This window comes from Pseudomonas sp. PL-6, assembly GCF_054110165.1.
This window is the reverse complement of sequence record NZ_CM134189.1, coordinates 963,322-981,200: the sequence shown is the minus strand read 5'-3', so window position 1 is coordinate 981,200 and position 17,879 is coordinate 963,322. Positions and strand designations below refer to the sequence as shown.

The window sequence follows — 17,879 nt, the reverse complement described above, 5'->3', positions numbered from 1 at the left end:
CTTTCAGACGCAACTCACTCGACGCCGCTGGCGCGGGCGATATAGAGCGCGGGATTGACCTGGCGGCCATCCTTGCTGACTTCGAAATGCACGTGATAACCGGTGGAGCGGCCGCTGCGGCCGACCTTGGCGATGGTCTGACCACGCTGCACCAGGTCGCCGATCTGCACCGTGTTGCTCTGGTTGTGCGCATAGAGGGTGACATAACCGTCGGCGTGGCTGATTTCCACCACATTGCCGTAGCCGCTCTTCCTGCCGGAGAAGGTCACCACCCCGGCGGCCACCGCCACCACGTCGCTGCCGGGCTTGGCGGCGAAGTCGACGCCCTTGTGCATGCTCGAACGCCCGGTCAGCGGGTGCACCCGGCGGCCGAACGGCGAAGACATGTAGCCCTGCAGCACCGGCCGCCCGGAGAGGAACTCGGCCTCGCTGAGGCGGCGCTCGCCGAGCAGTTGCTCGAGCACTTCCAGCTGCTGCTCGCGGCTGTCGACGCGCAGGGCCAACTCGTCCAGCGCGGTCATGAACGGCGGCGGCGCATAGGCCGAGGCGCCGAGGGCATCCTCGGCACCGCCCTGGCCGACGTCGAGGGAGAAATCGAATTCACTGGCGTCCAGCTCGGCCAGTTCGGTCAGGCGCTCGCCGAGGGCATCGAGACGGGTCAGGCGCGCCTGCAGTTCGGCGACGTGAGCGGCGAAGGCATCCAGCTGGCGCTGGGCGTCCAGACGTACCGCGCCGACCTGCTCGCGCTGCTGGTCGAGGGCTTCGGCCAGCTGGCTGTCGGCAATGGGTTCGGCGATCAGCCACTTGGCGCCGAGGGCGGCGCCGGCGCCGAGGCTCAGGCTGAGCAGGAGGAACAAAGCCAGCAGCAGCCAGCGCAGGTCGAGATTGATCGTTCGCGCCGAACCGTGCCGGCCGTTGAGCAGGATAATATGCATGGCATCCCCTTCTGGCAGAACCCAGGCTGGTAGCAGGCTCTGCTACCATGACGGCTCTGCAATACTAAGGCCTCCTGCCATGACGTTCCGTCCCTTGCCGGCCCAGGCACCCGCTGCGCTGTTACGCGAAGCCAAGCCCCTGAAAGCGCTGTTCGGTCAGGCGCAACGCCTGGCCCATCTGCAGCGTCTTGTCGAAAGCCAGCTGCAACCAGCCGCCCGGGAGCACTGTCATGTGGCCTCCTGGCGCGACGGCTGTTTGTTGTTGATCGTGACCGATGGCCACTGGGCAACACGCTTGCGCTATCAGCAGCGCAGGCTGCACAGGCAGCTGCAAGCGTTGGAAGAGTTCGCGACCTTAACGAAAATCCTGTTCAAGGTGCAACCGCAAAGCGGCGCGAGTCGTGCGCCCGGTCGCACAATTCACCTCTCCGCCAGCGCCGCGCAGAGCATCCAGGCCGGCGCCGAAGGTATCCGCGATCCCAGGCTGCGCGCGGCTCTCGAGCGCCTGGCCAGCCATACCAAGGACGCCGAATAAGCGCCCAAGACCGCTCGTCGAAAGAACCAGGCAAAAAAGAGGCCACCCTAGGGTGGCCACTAATTTTGAAGCGAGAAAGAGAGGTCGAACTACACCGCCGCAACCGGGCGCATGTAGGAGATCGGCGCGAGCTTGGCGTCCTCGAAGGTCACCATTTCCCAGGCATCGGTCTGCTCGATCAGGGTGCGCAGCAGGCGATTATTCAGCGCGTGCCCCGACTTGAAGCCCCTGAACTCGCCGATCAGGCTGTTGCCCAGCAGGTACAGGTCGCCGATGGCGTCGAGAATCTTGTGCTTGACGAACTCGTCCTCGTAACGCAGGCCGTCTTCGTTGAGCACGCGGTACTCGTCGACCACGATGGCGTTCTCCACGCTGCCGCCGAGTGCCAGGTTCTGCGAACGGAGGAACTCGATGTCACGCATGAAACCGAAGGTGCGGGCCCGGCTGACTTCCTTGACGAAGGAGGTGCTGGAGAAATCCACACTGGCGCTCTGCGTGCGATTGCGGAACACGGGGTGATCGAAATCGATCTCGAAGCTCACCTTGAAACCGTCGAAGGGCACGAAGGTGGCGCGCTTGTCGCCCTCCTCCACCGTGACTTCGCGCAGGATGCGGATGAACTTCTTCGGCGCGTCCTGCTCCTGCAGGCCGGCGGATTGAATCAGGAATACAAAGGGACCGGCGCTGCCATCCATGATCGGCACTTCGGACGCGGAGAGCTCGACGTAGGCGTTATCGATGCCCAGGCCTGCCATGGCCGAAAGCAGGTGCTCTACCGTATCCACCTTGACATCACCATTGACCAGCGTGGTCGACATGGTGGTTTCACCGACATTCCCGGCCAGCGCGCGGATTTCCACCACGGGGTCGAGGTCGGTACGACGGAACACGATGCCGCTGTCCACCGGAGCCGGCTTCAGGGTCAGGTAAACCTTTTCCCCCGAGTGCAGGCCGACGCCGGTGGCACGGATGATGTTCTTCAGGGTGCGTTGTCTGATCATGGCTTTGGCCGCTATATCGCTAGTTGCGAACTGTTTTCAACAATGGCCGGGGATGATAGCAGAACCGGCCTTTGCTGAACACCAATCACCCTTATACTCCTGATACATTCCATCAATCGGCCTGACGACGCAGGAACGCCGGAATATCCAGGTAATCGAGATCGTCCTGGGTATTGAGCTTGGCCGCGGTCGCCGCGCCGCCGTGGCTCTGGCGCTGTACGGTGGGACGCTCGTAGTCCTTGTAGTTGACCGACTGCTCGCTGCGCGGCTGCGCGGCGGACTGCTGGGCAACCGGCTGGCTGGCGGCGACCTGCACGGTGTTGTCGATCACCTTGACCGGCTTCTCCATGCGCGCGCCGAGGCCGGTGGCGACCACGGTGACGTGCAGCTCGTCGCGCATGTCGGCGTCGATCACGGTGCCGACCTTGACGGTGGCCTGGTCGGAGGCGAACTGCTCGATGATGTTACCCACGTCGGAGTACTCGCCCAGGGACAGGTCCGGGCCGGCGGTGATGTTGACCAGGATGCCGCGCGCGCCCTGCAGGTTGACGTCTTCCAGCAGCGGGTTGCGGATCGCCGCCTCGGTGGCCTCGCGGGCGCGGTTCGGGCCGCTGGCGCAGCCGGTGCCCATCATGGCCATGCCCATTTCGCTCATCACCGTCTTCACGTCGGCGAAGTCGACGTTGATCATGCCCGGACGCTTGATGATGTCGGAGATGCCGCGCACCGCGCCGGCCAGCACGTCGTCGGCCTTGGCGAAGGCGGACAAGAGGCTCGCGTCCTTGCCGAGGATGGTCAGCAGCTTCTCGTTGGGGATGGTGATCAGCGAGTCGACACTCTCGGCCAGCGCACGGATGCCTTCGTCGGCGATCAGCATGCGCTTCTTGCCCTCGAACGGGAACGGACGGGTGACCACGGCGACGGTGAGGATGCCCAGCTCCTTGGCCACCTCGGCGATCACCGGCGCGGCGCCGGTACCGGTACCACCGCCCATGCCGGTGGTGATGAACACCATGTCGGTGCCCTGCAGGACTTCGGCGATGCGCTCGCGATCTTCCAGCGCGGCCTGACGACCGACTTCCGGATTGGCGCCGGCGCCCAGACCCTTGGTCACGCCCGGGCCGAGCTGCAACACGGTGCGCGCGCCGATGTTCTTCAGCGCCTGCGCATCGGTGTTGGCGCAGATGAACTCGACGCCTTCGATGTTGCTGACCGCCATGTGGTTGACCGCGTTGCCGCCGCCACCACCGACACCGATGACCTTGATGACCGCGCTTTGCGGAATGTTATCTACTAGTTCGAACATGATCCCTCTCCTTCCTTTCTAGTTGTAACGCCTACTGCAAATTCAGAAATTGCCTTGCACCCAGCGCTTGAGGCGCTCGAGTACCGGGGTCTTGTTTTCGTCCTGGTAAGGACTGCCCACCGACATGGAAACGCCGTCGTTCTGCTTCTGCAGCCCGTACATCAGCAGCCCCACGCCGGTGGAATAAATCGGGTTGCGCACCACGTCGGCCATGCCCTTGACGCTGTGCGGCACGCCGAGACGCACGGGCATGTGGAAGATTTCCTCGGCCAGCTCGACCGCGCCTTCCATCTTCGCCGTGCCGCCGGTCATGACGATGCCGGCGGGAATCAGGTCTTCGTAGCCGCTGCGGCGCAGCTCGGCCTGGATCAGGGTGAACAGCTCGTCGTAGCGCGGCTCGACCACCTCGGCCAGGGACTGGCGCGACAGATCGCGCGGCGGCCGGTCGCCGACGCTGGGCACCTTGATGGTTTCGCCGGCACCGGCCAGCTTGGCCAGGGCGCAGGCGTAGCGGATCTTGATTTCCTCGGCGTACTGGGTCGGGGTGCGCAGGGCCATGGCGATGTCGTTGGTGACCTGGTCGCCGGCAATCGGGATCACCGCGGTGTGGCGAATCGCCCCCTCGGTGAAGATGGCGATATCGGTGGTGCCGCCGCCGATGTCGACCAGGCAGACACCCAGTTCCTTCTCGTCCTCGGTCAGCACCGAGTAAGCCGAGGCCAGCTGCTCGAGGATGATGTCGTCGACTTCCAGGCCGCAGCGGCGTACGCATTTCTCGATGTTCTGCGAGGCGTTGACCGCGCAGGTGACCACGTGCACCTTGGCCTCCAGGCGCACGCCGGACATGCCCAACGGCTCGCGCACGCCTTCCTGATTGTCGATCACGTAGTCCTGCGCCAGGGTGTGCAGCACCCGCTGATCCGCCGGGATGGCCACCGCCTGCGCGGCGTCGAGCACCCGCTCGATATCGGCCGGGCTCACTTCGCGATCACGAATGGCGACGATGCCGTGGCTGTTCAGGCTGCGGATATGGTTGCCGGCCACGCCGACGAAGGCCGAGTGGATGCGGCAGCCGGCCATCAGCTGCGCCTCCTCCACCGCGCGCTGAATCGAGGCCACGGTGGACTCGATATTGACCACCACGCCTTTCTTCAGGCCGCGCGACGGGTGCGTGCCGATGCCGACGATTTCCAGCTGGCCGTCGGCAGTCACCTCGCCCACCAGCGCCACCACCTTGGAGGTGCCGATGTCCAGGCCGACGATCATCTTGCCGCTCTGCGCGCTATTCATTGTGCTGCCTCTCCTCAATTCACTTTCTGCTCGGCCGCGGCCGGCTCCACCGGCTCGCGCCAGGCCACGGCCAGGCCGTTGGCGTAGCGCAAGTCGATGCGCGCGATGTTCGCGCTCTGTTCTTTCAGTTCCCGCTCGTATATGGCGGCGAACCGACGCATTTTTTCCACCACGTGATCGCGCCCCAGCAGCAGCTCGATGCGTTGTCCGCTGGCGTTCTCGGTGGCCGAGAGGAACCAGCTGCCGCGCTCGCGCAATTGCAGGCCGACCACGGTAAAACCCAGCGGCCGCAGCAGCTGGCTGAGCATCTGGTACTGCTGCATCACCCTGGGCTGCGCGCGCTTGGGGCCGGACAGCTGCGGCAGGTGCTGATAGTGGTTCAGCTCCTGCGGGGCGAACGCCTGGCCCTGGTTGTTGAGCAGCGCCTCGTCGCCCCAACGGGCGATCGGCAGTTGCTCCTCCAGGCGCACGTCGACCTGGTCCGGCCACACCCGGCGTACCTCGGCGTGGGCGATCCAGGGCATCTGCTCCAGCTCTTCGCGCATGCCGCGCAGGTCGACGCTGAAGAAGCTCGCCTCGATATAGGGCGCGATGCGCCGCTGCACCGCCTGCTGGCTGACATAGGCCAGATCGCCCTGCACGCTGACCTTGGCGATGGGCCGGTCGGCATAGGGCAGCAGACGCAACGCGCCCTCGTAGGCGCCGAAGCCCAAGCCCACCAGCAGCAGCGGCCAGGCCAGACGCCCCACCCAGGAAAAATCCGCCTTGGGCAGGCGCAGGCGCACCGGCTCCTTGGCCACCAGACGGCTGGCGCCACGCGGCGCGGGCTTGCCGCGCAGCGGCGCCCTCAGCGAGTCCTGGTGACGCACGGCCGTGACCATTGCTTAACCCCTCGCCTCGACGCTGTCGGCCAGGATCGCCAGCACCAGCTGCTGGAAATCCAGGCCGGCGGCGCGCGCGGCCATCGGTACCAGGCTGTGATCGGTCATGCCCGGTACGGTGTTGACTTCCAGCAGCCAGAACTGGCCGCTGGCATCCTGCATCACGTCGGCGCGCGCCCAGCCCTGAGTGCCCACGGCCTCGCAGGCACGCGCGGTCAGCTCTTTCAGTTCCGCCTCTTTCTCGGCCGAAAGGCCGCAGGGAATGCGGTACTGGGTGTCATCGGCCAGGTACTTGGCGTCGTAGTCGTAGAAGCTGTGCGGGGTGCCCAGACCGATCGGCGGCAGCACCTGGCCGCGCAGCACGGCGATGGTGAATTCCGGACCGGCGATCCACTGCTCGACCAGCACCTGGCTGTCGTAGCGCGCGGCGTCCTGCCAGGCCGCGATCAGCGCCTCGACGCTGTCGACCTTGGCCATGCCGATACTGGACCCTTCATGGGCCGGCTTGACGATCAACGGGAAGCCCAGCTCGACGGCGGCCGCCTCGCAGTCGGCCTGTGAGCTCAGCACCGCATGGCGCGGCGTCGGCAGGCCGAGGCTGTGCCAGACCTGCTTGGTGCGCAGCTTGTCCATCGCCAGGGCGGAGGCGAGGATGCCGCTGCCGGTGTAGGGGATGCCGGCGCACTCGAGCAGGCCCTGCATGGAGCCGTCCTCGCCGCCGCGACCGTGCAGCACGATAAAGGCGCGGTCGATCTTCTCGGCATTCAGGCGAGCCAGGAAGTCGTCGCCCACGTCGATGCCGAAGGCGTCCACCCCGGCGGCCTGCAGGGCGCCGAGCACGGCCTTGCCGGACTTCAGCGACACCTCGCGCTCGGCGCTCTTGCCGCCGAACAGCACGGCGACGCGGCCGAAAGCCTTGGGATCGAGGCTACTGTGCAAACTCATTGCGACTCCCCCACGAACAGCGGGTGCTTGATCAGTTGCGGCGCCACCGCACCGATATCGCCGGCGCCCTGGCACAGCAGGATGTCGCCGGCACGCAGCAGCGGTTTGAGCAGCGGCGCCAGGTCGGTACCGCGCTCGACGTAGATCGGGTCGAGCTGGCCGCGCTGGCGGATGCTGTGGCACAGCTGCCGGCTGTCGGCGCCGGGGATCGGCTCCTCGCCGGCCGGGTAGACCTCCACCAGCAGCAGCACGTTGGCTTCGCCGAGCACCTGGACGAAGTCGTCGTACAGGTCGCGGGTACGGCTGTAGCGGTGCGGCTGGTAGACCATCACCAGGCGGCGCTCCGGCCAGCCGCCGCGCACGGCCTTGATCACCGCGGCCACTTCGCGCGGGTGGTGGCCGTAGTCGTCGACCAGCATCACGCTGCCGCCGTCCACCGGCAGCTCGCCGTAGACCTGGAAGCGTCGACCGACGCCCTGGAAGCCCGACAGGCCGGCGACTATGGCGGCATCGTCGATGCCCTCGTCGGTGGCGATGGCGATGGTCGCCAGGGCATTGAGGACGTTGTGATTGCCGGGCATGTTGACCGACACGTCGAGCGGCGCGCAGTCCGGGCGCAGCACGGTGAAGTGGGTGCGCATGCCTTCCTGACGCACGTTGATCGCGCGCACGTCGGCGTCTTCGGCAAAGCCGTAGGTCACGGTCGGGCGACCGACCTGCGGTAGCAGCTCGCGCACCACCGGATCGTCCACGCAGAGCACGGCCAGGCCGTAGAACGGCAGGTTGTGGAGGAACTCGATGAAGGTCTTCTTCAGCACATTGAAGTCGCCGCCATAGGTGCTCATATGGTCGGCGTCGATATTGGTGACCACCGAGACCATCGGTTGCAGGTGCAGGAAGCTGGCGTCGCTCTCGTCCGCCTCGGCGATCAGGAAACGGCTGGAGCCGAGCTGGGCATTGGTGCCGGCGGCGTTGAGGCGGCCGCCGATGACGAAGGTCGGATCCAGGCCACCGGCGGCGAACACCGAGGCCAGCAGGCTGGTGGTGGTGGTCTTGCCGTGGGTACCGGCCACCGCGATGCCGTGGCGGTAGCGCATCAGCTCGGCGAGCATCTCGGCGCGCGGCACCACCGGAATGCGCCGCTCCAGGGCGGTGGCGACTTCCGGGTTGCGGGCGTTGACGGCGCTGGACACCACCAGCACGTCGGCCTGCTCGGCGTTCTCCGCGGCATGGCCGATGAAGATCTTGGCGCCAAAGTTTTCCAGGCGCTCGGTCACCGCCGAGGCCTTGAGGTCGGAGCCGGACACTTCGTAGCCCAGGTTGAGCAGCACCTCGGCGATGCCGCACATGCCGGCGCCGCCGATGCCGACGAAATGGATGCGGCGGATACGGCGCATGCGCCGCACTTCGGCCTTGACCGCGGCGGGCGACTTAGCCATGGGCCACCTCCTGGCAGATATCGACCACCGCGCGGGTGGCGTCGGGCTTGGCCAGGCGACGCGCGGTGGCGCCCATGGCGGTGAGTTTTTCCAGGTGCATCAGAACCTCGGTGAGCTGCGCGGCGAGCTTGGCCGCGTCAGTGGCGTGTTGCGGAAGAAGGACGGCCGCGCCCTCCTTCGCCAGGTATTCGGCGTTGCGGCTCTGGTGGTCGTCGATGGCATGCGGCAAGGGCACGAGAAACGACGGCAGACCGGCGGCAGCCAGTTCGCTGACGGTCAGCGCACCGGCGCGGCAGATCACCAGATCGGCCCAGCCGTAGGCACGGGCCATGTCCTTGATGAAGGGCGCGACCTCGGCTTCGACCGCGGCATTGCGATAACGCTCCGCGGTGACCTCGGCGTGTTGCTTGCCGGCTTGGTGGAACAGCTGCGGGCGCAACTCGGCCGGCAGCAGGGCCAGGGCCTCGGGCAGCAGCTTGTTCAGCGGTTCGGCGCCCAGGCTGCCGCCCAGCACCAGCAGGTGCGGCTTGCGCCCGGCCAGCGGTTCGCGCGGGGTCTCGAGGAACAGCTCCTCACGCACCGGGTTGCCGGTGGTACGGCGCTTGTCGGACGCGGCGAAGGTATTCGGGAAGGCCTCGCAGATACGCGCGGCGATGCGCGACAGCAGGCGGTTGGCGGTGCCGGCCACGGCATTCTGCTCGTGGATCACCAGCGGCACGCCGGCCAGGCGCGCGGCCAGGCCGCCGGGGCCGGTGACGTAGCCGCCCATGCCGAGCACGCACACCGGCTGCAGCTGGCGCACGATGCGCCGCGCCTGCCACAGCGAGCGCAGCAGCTGGAACGGCGCCTTGAGCAAGGACAACTTGCCCTTGCCGCGCAGGCCGCTGACGTCGATCAGGTGCAGCGGCAGGCCGGCCTGCGGCACCAGCTCGTTCTCGATGCCACGCGGCGTGCCCAGCCAGTGCACGGCGTAGCCGCGTGCCTGGAACTCACGGGCGCAGGCCAGCGCCGGGAACACGTGGCCGCCGGTGCCGCCGGCCATGATCAGCACGTTACCGCGCATGGGCGACCTCCTGGTTCGGCTCGGCGAAATCCGCCTCGTCGAACTCGACGTCCTCGTTGCCCAGCACGTTGCGCCGCTCCCACTCGATGCGCAGCAGCAGCGCCAGGCTGACGCAGCAGATCACCAGCGAGCTGCCGCCATAGCTGAGGAACGGCAGGGTCAGGCCCTTGGTCGGCAGCAGCCCGGTGTTCACCCCGATATTGATCAGGAACTGGCCGATCCACAGGAACGACAGGCCATAGGCCACGTAGGCGGCGAAGAACTGCTTGGCCTTCTCCGCCCACAGGCCGATGTACAGGCCGCGCACGCAGACGAAGACGAACAGCGCCAGGGTCGCCAAGGCGCCGATCAGGCCGAGCTCCTCGGCCAGCACCGAGAAGACGAAGTCGGTGTGGGCTTCCGGCAGGTAGAACTGCTTCTGGATGCTGTTGCCCAGGCCGACACCGAACCATTCGCCACGGCCGAAGGCGATCAGCGCCTGGGTCAGCTGGTAGCCGGCGCCGTACTGGTCGGCCCAGGGGTCAGTGAAGGTGATCAGGCGCTGCAGGCGGTATTCCTGGGTCTGCACCAGGACGAACACCGCGCCGACCGCCAGGGCCACCATCAGGCCGAAGCGCAGCAGGCCGACGCCGCCCAAGAACAGCATGGCCATGGCCGCGCCCATCATCACCACGGTGGCGCCGAAGTCCGGCTCCAGCAGCAGCAGGCCGGCCATCGGCAGCAGCACGACGAAGGGTTTGAAGAAACCGGCCCAGCTCTCGCGCACTTCTTCCTGACGGCGCACCAGGTAGCCGGCCAGGTAGACCACCACGAACACCTTGGCGATTTCCGAGGGCTGCACGTTGAACGCGCCGAAGCCGATCCAGCGCCGCGCGCCGTTGACCTCGCGGCCGATGCCCGGCACCAGCACCAGCACCAGCAGGGCGAAGGCGGCCAGCAGCAGCATCCAGCCATAGCGCTGCCAGAAGCTCATGGGGATCAGCAGCACCACGCCGGCGGCGCCGAGGCCGATGATCAGGTAAATCAGGTGGCGAATCATGTGGTACAGCGGGTTGCCGGACAGCGCCGCCGCCACCTCCGAGGAGGCCGAGGTGATCATCACCAGGCCCAGGCCGAGCAGGCCCAGGCAGCCGGCCAGCAGCGGGAAGTCGAGGTCGAGGCCACGACGACTGAGCAGCGGCGACGGGTAGGGACACAGGAAGGCCAGCATCAGACGAGCCCCTCCACGGCCTGGGCGAACAGCCGCCCGCGTTCTTCGAAGTTCTTGAACATGTCCAGGCTGGCGCAGGCCGGCGACAGCAGCACGGCATCGCCCGCCTCGGCCAGCTCGCTGCAACGCAGCACGGCTTCGTCGAGGGCTTTCACCCGAACCAGCGGCGCGGCGTCGCCCAGGGCCGCGGCGATCCGCTCGGCATCGCGGCCGAGCAGCACCACGGCGCGGCAGAAACGCGCCACCGGCGCCTTCAGTGCGGAGAAATCGGCGCCCTTGCCGTCGCCGCCGGCGATCAGCACCAGCTTGCCGGCGATATCGCCACCCAGGCCTTCGATGGCGGCCAGCGCGGCACCGACGTTGGTGGCCTTGGAATCGTCGTAGTAGTTCACCCCGGCGCGCTCGCCGACCCACTGGCAGCGGTGCGGCAGCCCGGCGAACTGGCGCAGGGCGGCCAGCATGGCGTCCATCCGCAGGCCGACGGCATGGCCAAGGGCCAGGGCGGCCAGGGCGTTGGACTGGTTGTGCGCGCCGCGGATCTTCAGCTCGCTCACCGGCAGCAACGCTTCGAAGCGAAACGCCAGGGACTTCTCGCCGTTTTCCTCGAGCAGACCGAAGCGCTTGAAGTCGGGCTTGCCCAGACCGAATTCCCAGCAGGTCACCTGGTCGGCGATCAGCGGACGCGACAGCGCGTCGTCGCGGTTGATCACCACCTGACGGGCACCACGGAAGATCCGATGCTTGGCCAGGTGATAGGCCGGCAGACCGCTGTAACGGTCCATGTGGTCTTCGCTGACGTTCAGGCAGGTGGCCACTTCGGCATTGAGCTGATCGGTGGTCTCCAGCTGGAAGCTGGACAGCTCCAGCACGTACAGCTCGACATCGTCGGCCAACAGATCCAGCGCCGGGGTACCGAGGTTGCCACCCACGGCGACGCGCTTGCCCGCCGCAGCCGCCATCTCGCCGACCAGGGTGGTGACGGTGCTCTTGGCGTTGGAGCCGGTGATGGCGACGATCGGCGCCTTGGCGTGGCGGGCGAACAGGTCGATATCACCAGACAGTTTGACCCCGCGTGCAGCCGCTGCGGCCAGCGCTGGAGTCGCCACAGCCAGGCCCGGGCTCACGTACAGTTCCGAGGCGCGGCAGAGGAAGTCCACGTCCAGCTCGCCGCAACGTACTTCCACCTGCGGGTAGTCACGCTTGAGCGTTTCCAGCTCCGGCGGGTTCGCGCGCGTATCGGCCACGGCAAAGCGCACGCCCTGCTGCGCCAGGAAGCGCACCAGGGACATGCCGCTCTTGCCGAGGCCGACAACGATGCGGAACTGGTCGGAAGCGATCAATGACACGCTCTATTACCTCAGTTTCAGGGTGGCCAGGCCGATCAGCACGAGAATCACGGTGATGATCCAGAAACGGACGATCACGCGCGGCTCAGGCCAGCCCTTGAGTTCGAAATGGTGGTGAATCGGTGCCATGCGGAACACGCGCTTGCCGGTCAGCTTGAAGCTGGCGACCTGGATGATCACCGACAGGGTTTCCATGACGAACACCCCGCCCATGATGAACAGCACCACTTCCTGGCGCACGATCACGGCGATGGTGCCCAGCGCGGCGCCGAGGGCCAGCGCACCGACGTCGCCCATAAAGACCTGCGCCGGGTAGGTGTTGAACCAGAGAAAGCCCAGGCCGGCGCCGACCAGCGCGGCGCAGAACACGATCAGTTCACCGGCGCCCGGCACGTAGGGAATCAGCAGGTACTCGGCGAATTTGATGTTGCCCGACAGGTAGCAGAAGATCGCCAGCGCGCCAGCCACCATCACCGTGGGCAGAATGGCCAGGCCGTCGAGGCCGTCGGTGAGGTTCACCGCGTTGCTGGTGCCGACGATGACGAAATAGGTCAGGACGATGAAGCCGACGCCCAGGGGAATGGCGACGTCCTTCAGCAGCGGCAGGATCAGGGTGGTCTCCACCGGGCTCTGTGCGGTCATATAAAGGAAGATCGCCGCCGCCAGGCCGAATACCGACTGCCAGAAATACTTCCAGCGGCTCGGCAGGCCGCGCGAGTTCTTCTCGATCACCTTGCGGTAGTCGTCGACCCAGCCGATGGCACCGAACAGCAGGGTCACCGCCAGTACCACCCAGACGTAGCGGTTGGACAGGTCGGCCCACAGCAGAGTGCTCACGGCGATGGCGCTGAGGATCAGCGCGCCGCCCATGGTCGGCGTGCCCTTCTTCGACAGGTGCGACTGCGGGCCGTCGTGGCGCACGGCCTGGCCGATCTGGCGGATCTGCAGGGTGCGGATCATCCAGGGACCGAGCCACAGCGACAGGGCCAGGGCGGTGAGCACGCCGAGGATGCCGCGCAGGGTCAGGTACTGAAAGACCGCGAAGCCCTTGTGGAACTGTTGCAGGTACTCCGCCAGCAGCAGCAGCATTTAGTGATTCTCCCCAGATACGCCACAGAGCGCCGCCACGACCTTGTCCATGGCAGCGCTGCGTGAACCCTTGATTAGTAGTGTGCTGCCGGCCTGCTCGGCGCGAAGCGCTGCGATCAGGCTGGCTTGATCGGCGAAATGGCGGCCTTTTGAGCCGAATTCCTCGACCGCAAAGCGCATCAGCGGCCCCACGGCATAGATCGCATCGACCTTGCCGGCGGCATGACGACCGACATCGCGGTGGCCCTGCTCGGCCCACTGGCCCAACTCGCCCATATCCCCGAGCACCAGGACGGTGCGGCCGGAGAAGGCGGCGAGTATATCCACCGCCGCGCACATCGACACCGGGTTGGCGTTGTAGCTGTCGTCGATCACCCGCACGCCAGTGGCCGTCAACTGCGCTACGGCGCGGCCTTTGACCGGCTGCAGGCTTTCCAGGCCCTGAATCATGGCGACCAACGGCAGGCCCAGGGCATGGGCGGCGGCGCAGGCGGCCAGGGCGTTGGCGACGTTGTGCACGCCGAGCAGGTTGAGCTGGATGCGCGCGCGGCCAGCCGCACCCTGCAGGGTGAAGCCCTGGCAGCCGCGCTCGTCACGGCTCAGCTCGCCGGCATGGAAATCGGCGGCCTGATCGACCAGCGAGAAGCTCAGCACCCGGCGCCCGGCGGCCCGTTGCTGCCAGATGGCGAAGGCCTTGTCGTCCAGATTGAGCACGGCCACGCCGTCCTGCGGCAGGCCTTCGAGAATCTCGCCCTTGGCCTGGACAATCTTTTCCGGGCCGCCGAACTCGCCGACATGGGCATTGCCGGCATTGGTGATGATCGCCACCTGCGGCCGGGTCAGGCTAACGGTGTAGGCGATCTCGCCGACATGGTTGGCGCCCAGCTCGATCACCCCGGCGCGGTGCTCCGGCGCCAGTTCGAGCAGGGTCAGCGGCGCGCCGAGGTCGTTGTTGAGGTTGCCGCGGGTGGCCAGCACTGCACCGTTCAGGCCGGCGCGCAGAATGGCGGCGAGCATCTCCTTGACGCTGGTCTTGCCGCTGGAACCGGTCACGGCCGCCAGCGGGCCGCTGAAGGCCTGGCGATTGAGCGCGCCGAGCTGACCGAGGGCCAGGCGGCTATCGGCCACCAGCAACTGCGGCAGCGGTGCATTGGCCACTTCACGCTCGACCAGGGCGGCGACCGCGCCCTTGGCGGCCACTTCGGCCAGGTAGTCATGGCCGTCGAAGCGCGGCCCGGTCAGCGCCACGAACAGCTGGCCGGGGGCGATGGTACGGCTGTCGGTGCCGACGGCGGAGAAGGCGACGTCGGCACCGATCAGGCGAGCGTTGAGAGGGCCGGCGACTTCGCCGAGCAGCCAGGGCTTAAGCATGGGCCGCCTCCCAGGCCGCCAGGGCCTTGTTCGCCTCGATCAGATCGGAGAAGGGGTGACGCACGCCCATGATCTCCTGGTAATCCTCGTGACCCTTGCCGGCCAGCACCAGCACATCGGCGGCCTCGGCCTGCGCCACCAGGCGGGCGATGGCCTCGCCGCGCCCCGGGACGAACTGCACGGCATCCGGCGCTTTGAGGCCGGCGCGGATATCGTTGATGATCTGCGCGGGGTCTTCGCTGCGCGGGTTGTCGTCGGTGACCCACACCGCATCGGCCAGACGCTCGGCCGCCGCGGCCATCAGCGGGCGCTTGCCGCGGTCGCGGTCGCCGCCGCAGCCGAACAGGCAGATCAGCCGCCCGCGCACGTGCGGGCGCATGGCCTCGAGCACCTTCTCCAGGGCGTCCGGGGTGTGCGCGTAATCCACCACCACCAGCGGCCGGTCGCCGCCGCCGAGGCGCTGCATGCGCCCGGCCGGCCCCTGCAGCTGCGGCAGCACCTGGAGAATCTCGTCGAGGCCGTAGTCCATGCCCAGCAGCGCGCCGACCACCGCCAGCAGGTTGCTCAGGTTGAAGCGGCCGAGCAGGTTGCTGCGCAGCATGCCTTCGCCACGCGGGGTGACCAGGCGCGCACGTACGCCATGATCATCGAACTGCGCTTCGCTGCAATAAACGAAGGCGTTGGCGTCGCTCAGGCTGTAGCCGATCAGGCGCGAATCATGCACCTGCTGCGCCAACTCCTGACCGAAGGCGTCATCCAGATTGATCACCCGACAACGCAGGTTCGGCCAGGCGAACAGCTTGGCCTTGGCCGCACCGTAGGCCTGCATGTCGCCGTGGTAATCGAGGTGGTCGCGCGACAAGTTGGTGAACACCGCGACGTCGAACTCCAGCGCCGCCACTCGGCCCTGATCCAGGCCGTGGGAGGACACTTCCATGGCCACCGCACGGGCACCGGCCTGCTTGAGGCCGGCCAGGGTGGCCTGCACCCCGACCGGGTCGGGCGTGGTGTGCTTGCCCTGTTCCAGCGCGCCGTGGAAACCGTTGCCCAGGGTACCGACGATGCCGCAACGCTGGCCGAGCAGGTCCAGCGCCTGGGCCAGCAGCTGGCTGACGCTGGTCTTGCCGTTGGTGCCGGTGATGCCGACCAGGTGCAGGCCGCGGCTCGGCTCACCATAGAAGCGCCCGGCGATGGCCGACAGCTGGCCGGCCAGCCCCTTGACCGGCACCAGCACCGCAGTTTCGGCGTGCATGGGGGCAGCCCCTTCGGCCTCGTAGGCCACCGCGGCGGCGCCGCGGGCGACGGCGTCGGCGATATGCACGCGGCCATCCTGCTGGGTGCCGGGCACGGCGAGGAACAGGTCGCCCGGGCGCACCTTGCGGCTATCCAGGGTCAGTTCGCGAATCAGCACGGCGCTCTCGGCGGCCGGCAGCAATTGATTGAGTGGCATGGGCATCAGTTGCGCCCTCCCTGGGTCATGGCGGCTACCTTCTGCTCCGGCGGCGGCAGGTTGTCCGGCGCGATATTCATCAGGCGCAGCGAACCGGCCATCACCCGGCTGAATACCGGCGCGGAGATCAGGCCGCCGTAATAGGCGCCCTTGCCGGGCTCGTCGACCACCACCACCATGGCGATGCGCGGGTTCTGCGCCGGGGCGAAGCCGGCGAACAGCGAACGGTAGGAGTTGGCCTGGTAGCCCTTGGTACCGACGCTGGTCTTGCGCGCCGTACCGCTCTTGCCGGCCACGTGGTAGCCCGGCACCTGGGCGCGAACGGCCCCGCGCGGAGACTCGATGACCTGTTGCAACATGCCCTGCAGGGTCTTGGCCACCTCGGGCGGCACCACCTGCATCGAGCCCGGCGTGCTGTCCACGCGGATCATCGACAGCGGCACCATGCCGCCGCCGTTGCCCAGCGCGGCGTAGGCGTGGGCCAGTTGCACCGCGGTCACCGACAGGCCGTAGCCGTAGGACAGCGTGGCGGTCTCGGCCTGGCGCCACTGGCGGTGGTTGGGTAGATTGCCGACCCGCTCACCGGGGAAGCCCAGGCCGGTGTCGCGACCGAAGCCCAGCTTGCTGAATACTTCGTAGAGCTGCTCGCCGCCGACGTCGAAGGCGATCTTGCTCATGCCGACGTTACTGGAATTGATCAGGATGCCAGGCAAATCCAGCGCCGGGCCCTGGGTGCGGGACACGTCGCGGATGTTGTAACGGCCGATCTGCAGCGTGCCGTTGCCCACCTGGACGATATCGCTGGGCTTCCAGCGTCCGGTCTCCAGGGCGGCGGCCATCGACAGCGGCTTGATGGTCGAGCCGGGCTCGAACACGTCGATCATGGCGCGGTTGCGCATCGCCGCCGGGGTCAGGTTGCGCCGGTTGTTGGGGTTGTAGGTGGGGTGGTTGACCATGGCCAGCACTTCGCCGGTCTTGACGTCGACCATCACCAGGCTGCCGGCCTTGGCATCGTGTTCCAGCAGCGCGTTGCGCAGCTCGCGATGGGCCAGGTACTGCAGACGCAGGTCGATGGACAACGCCAAGGCCTTGCCGGCCTTGGCGTTCTGCGCGACCTGGACGTCCTTGATCAGCTTGCCGCGGCGGTCCTTGAGCACCTGGCGCTTGCCCGGCACGCCGGCCAGCCATTCTTCATAGGCCAGCTCCATGCCTTCGCGGCCGCGGTCGTCGATATCGGTGAAGCCGACCACATGGGCCGCCACTTCGCCGGCCGGGTAGAAGCGGCGGAACTCCTCGATGGCGTAGACGCCCGGCACCTTGAGGTCGAGCACGCTCTGGCCCTTCTCCGGGGTCAGGCCGCGCACCAGGTACATGAACTCGCGTTCCTTGTTCTGCTGCAAGCGCTCGGCGAAGGCCTTGGGCTCCTGACCCAGGGCGGCGGCCAGCGCCGGCCAGCGCTCGCGCCCGGCCTGCAGTTCCTTGCCATTGGCCCACAGGGTGGTGACCGGGGTGCTCACCGCCAGTGGCTCGCCGTTGCGGTCGGTAATCAGGCCGCGGTGCGCCGGAATCGGGATGTGCCGCACGCTGCGCGCATCGCCATGGGCCTTGAGGAAATCGTGGTCGAGCACCTGCAGATCGAGCATGCGCCAGGCGATGGCGCCGACCATCAGCGCCAGCAGGGCCAGCACCAGGCGGAAGCGCCAGGGGTAGAGCGCGCCTTCGAGTCCGATCATGGCTGCACCATGCGCACTTCGGCGGGGTCGGGAATGCGCATCTGCAGCCGCTCGCTGGCCAGCGCCTCGATGCGGTTGTGCGCCGTCCAGGTGCTTTGTTCGAGAATCAGTCGGCCCCACTCGGCCTGCGCCTTGTCGCGCACGCTGAGCTCACCGTACAACTCGTTGAGCAGCTGGCGATTCCAGTGCGCGCTGTAGGACACCGCCAGGGCGGACAGCAGCACCGCGATGAACAGCACCAGCATCAGCAGGCTGCCGCTGGGCATGGTCTTGCCGAGACGCAGG

16 protein-coding genes are annotated in these 17,879 nt (G+C 67.3%); 1 reads left to right on the top strand and 15 read right to left on the bottom strand.

What is annotated here, in order from left to right:
* Positions 1-14: 14 nt before the first annotated feature.
* The gene (locus tag ACW9UL_RS04350; protein WP_021442014.1) at positions 15-935 is read right to left on the bottom strand and encodes a M23 family metallopeptidase; all 921 of its coding nucleotides are present in this window, start codon (positions 933-935) and stop codon (positions 15-17) included.
* Positions 936-1,014: 79 nt separating this feature from the next.
* Between ACW9UL_RS04350 and ACW9UL_RS04345 the strand changes: the two genes are divergently transcribed.
* On the top strand, positions 1,015-1,470 hold the full coding sequence (locus tag ACW9UL_RS04345; protein WP_122108224.1) for a DUF721 domain-containing protein: 456 nt from the start codon (positions 1,015-1,017) through the stop codon (positions 1,468-1,470).
* A gap of 89 nt (positions 1,471-1,559) precedes the next feature.
* On the opposite strand, the gene lpxC is transcribed toward ACW9UL_RS04345, so the two are convergent.
* From lpxC to ftsL, 14 genes are all read right to left on the bottom strand, one after another.
* Positions 1,560-2,471 (bottom strand): UDP-3-O-acyl-N-acetylglucosamine deacetylase, encoded by a 912-nt coding sequence (gene lpxC / locus ACW9UL_RS04340; protein ID WP_021442017.1) that lies wholly within the window; start codon positions 2,469-2,471, stop codon positions 1,560-1,562.
* Between the two features lie 112 nt (positions 2,472-2,583).
* Positions 2,584-3,777 carry a cell division protein FtsZ gene (gene ftsZ / locus ACW9UL_RS04335; RefSeq protein WP_021442018.1) on the bottom strand — a complete coding sequence of 398 codons (1,194 nt, stop codon included), beginning with the start codon at positions 3,775-3,777 and terminating at the stop codon, positions 2,584-2,586.
* A gap of 42 nt (positions 3,778-3,819) precedes the next feature.
* Positions 3,820-5,067, bottom strand: a complete 1,248-nt coding sequence (gene ftsA / locus ACW9UL_RS04330; protein WP_021442019.1) for a cell division protein FtsA — start codon at positions 5,065-5,067, stop codon at positions 3,820-3,822.
* Positions 5,068-5,081: 14 nt separating this feature from the next.
* Positions 5,082-5,948: a cell division protein FtsQ/DivIB gene (locus ACW9UL_RS04325; protein ID WP_021442020.1), complete on the bottom strand. Its 867-nt coding sequence runs from the start codon at positions 5,946-5,948 to the stop codon at positions 5,082-5,084.
* Between the two features lie 3 nt (positions 5,949-5,951).
* Complete coding sequence (locus tag ACW9UL_RS04320; protein ID WP_457789120.1) at positions 5,952-6,893, bottom strand: D-alanine--D-alanine ligase; 942 nt, start codon at positions 6,891-6,893, stop codon at positions 5,952-5,954.
* The gene (gene murC, locus ACW9UL_RS04315; RefSeq protein ID WP_021442022.1) at positions 6,890-8,332 is read right to left on the bottom strand and encodes a UDP-N-acetylmuramate--L-alanine ligase; all 1,443 of its coding nucleotides are present in this window, start codon (positions 8,330-8,332) and stop codon (positions 6,890-6,892) included. Before murC ends, ACW9UL_RS04320 begins: the two co-directional genes overlap by 4 nt.
* Entirely contained in the window at positions 8,325-9,395 is a 1,071-nt protein-coding gene (gene murG / locus ACW9UL_RS04310) for an undecaprenyldiphospho-muramoylpentapeptide beta-N-acetylglucosaminyltransferase (protein ID WP_457789118.1), read from the bottom strand. The genes murC and murG overlap by 8 nt, the downstream gene beginning before the upstream one ends.
* Positions 9,385-10,605, bottom strand: a complete 1,221-nt coding sequence (gene ftsW, locus ACW9UL_RS04305) for a putative lipid II flippase FtsW (RefSeq protein ID WP_457789116.1) — start codon at positions 10,603-10,605, stop codon at positions 9,385-9,387. Before ftsW ends, murG begins: the two co-directional genes overlap by 11 nt.
* Complete coding sequence (gene murD, locus ACW9UL_RS04300; protein ID WP_457789114.1) at positions 10,605-11,951, bottom strand: UDP-N-acetylmuramoyl-L-alanine--D-glutamate ligase; 1,347 nt, start codon at positions 11,949-11,951, stop codon at positions 10,605-10,607. Before murD ends, ftsW begins: the two co-directional genes overlap by 1 nt.
* Before the next feature lie 6 nt (positions 11,952-11,957).
* A complete protein-coding gene (gene mraY / locus ACW9UL_RS04295; protein WP_021443818.1) occupies positions 11,958-13,040 on the bottom strand; it encodes a phospho-N-acetylmuramoyl-pentapeptide-transferase in 1,083 nt (360 codons plus the stop codon).
* Complete coding sequence (locus ACW9UL_RS04290) at positions 13,041-14,411, bottom strand: UDP-N-acetylmuramoyl-tripeptide--D-alanyl-D-alanine ligase (RefSeq protein WP_457789112.1); 1,371 nt, start codon at positions 14,409-14,411, stop codon at positions 13,041-13,043. It abuts the gene before it with no gap.
* A complete protein-coding gene (locus ACW9UL_RS04285; protein ID WP_457789110.1) occupies positions 14,404-15,867 on the bottom strand; it encodes a UDP-N-acetylmuramoyl-L-alanyl-D-glutamate--2,6-diaminopimelate ligase in 1,464 nt (487 codons plus the stop codon). The genes ACW9UL_RS04290 and ACW9UL_RS04285 overlap by 8 nt, the downstream gene beginning before the upstream one ends.
* Positions 15,867-17,594, bottom strand: coding sequence for a peptidoglycan D,D-transpeptidase FtsI family protein (locus ACW9UL_RS04280; RefSeq protein WP_021443737.1), 1,728 nt, complete (start codon positions 17,592-17,594; stop codon positions 15,867-15,869). Before ACW9UL_RS04280 ends, ACW9UL_RS04285 begins: the two co-directional genes overlap by 1 nt.
* Positions 17,591-17,860: a cell division protein FtsL gene (ftsL, locus tag ACW9UL_RS04275; protein ID WP_031303043.1), complete on the bottom strand. Its 270-nt coding sequence runs from the start codon at positions 17,858-17,860 to the stop codon at positions 17,591-17,593. Before ftsL ends, ACW9UL_RS04280 begins: the two co-directional genes overlap by 4 nt.
* Positions 17,861-17,879 lie beyond the last annotated feature (19 nt).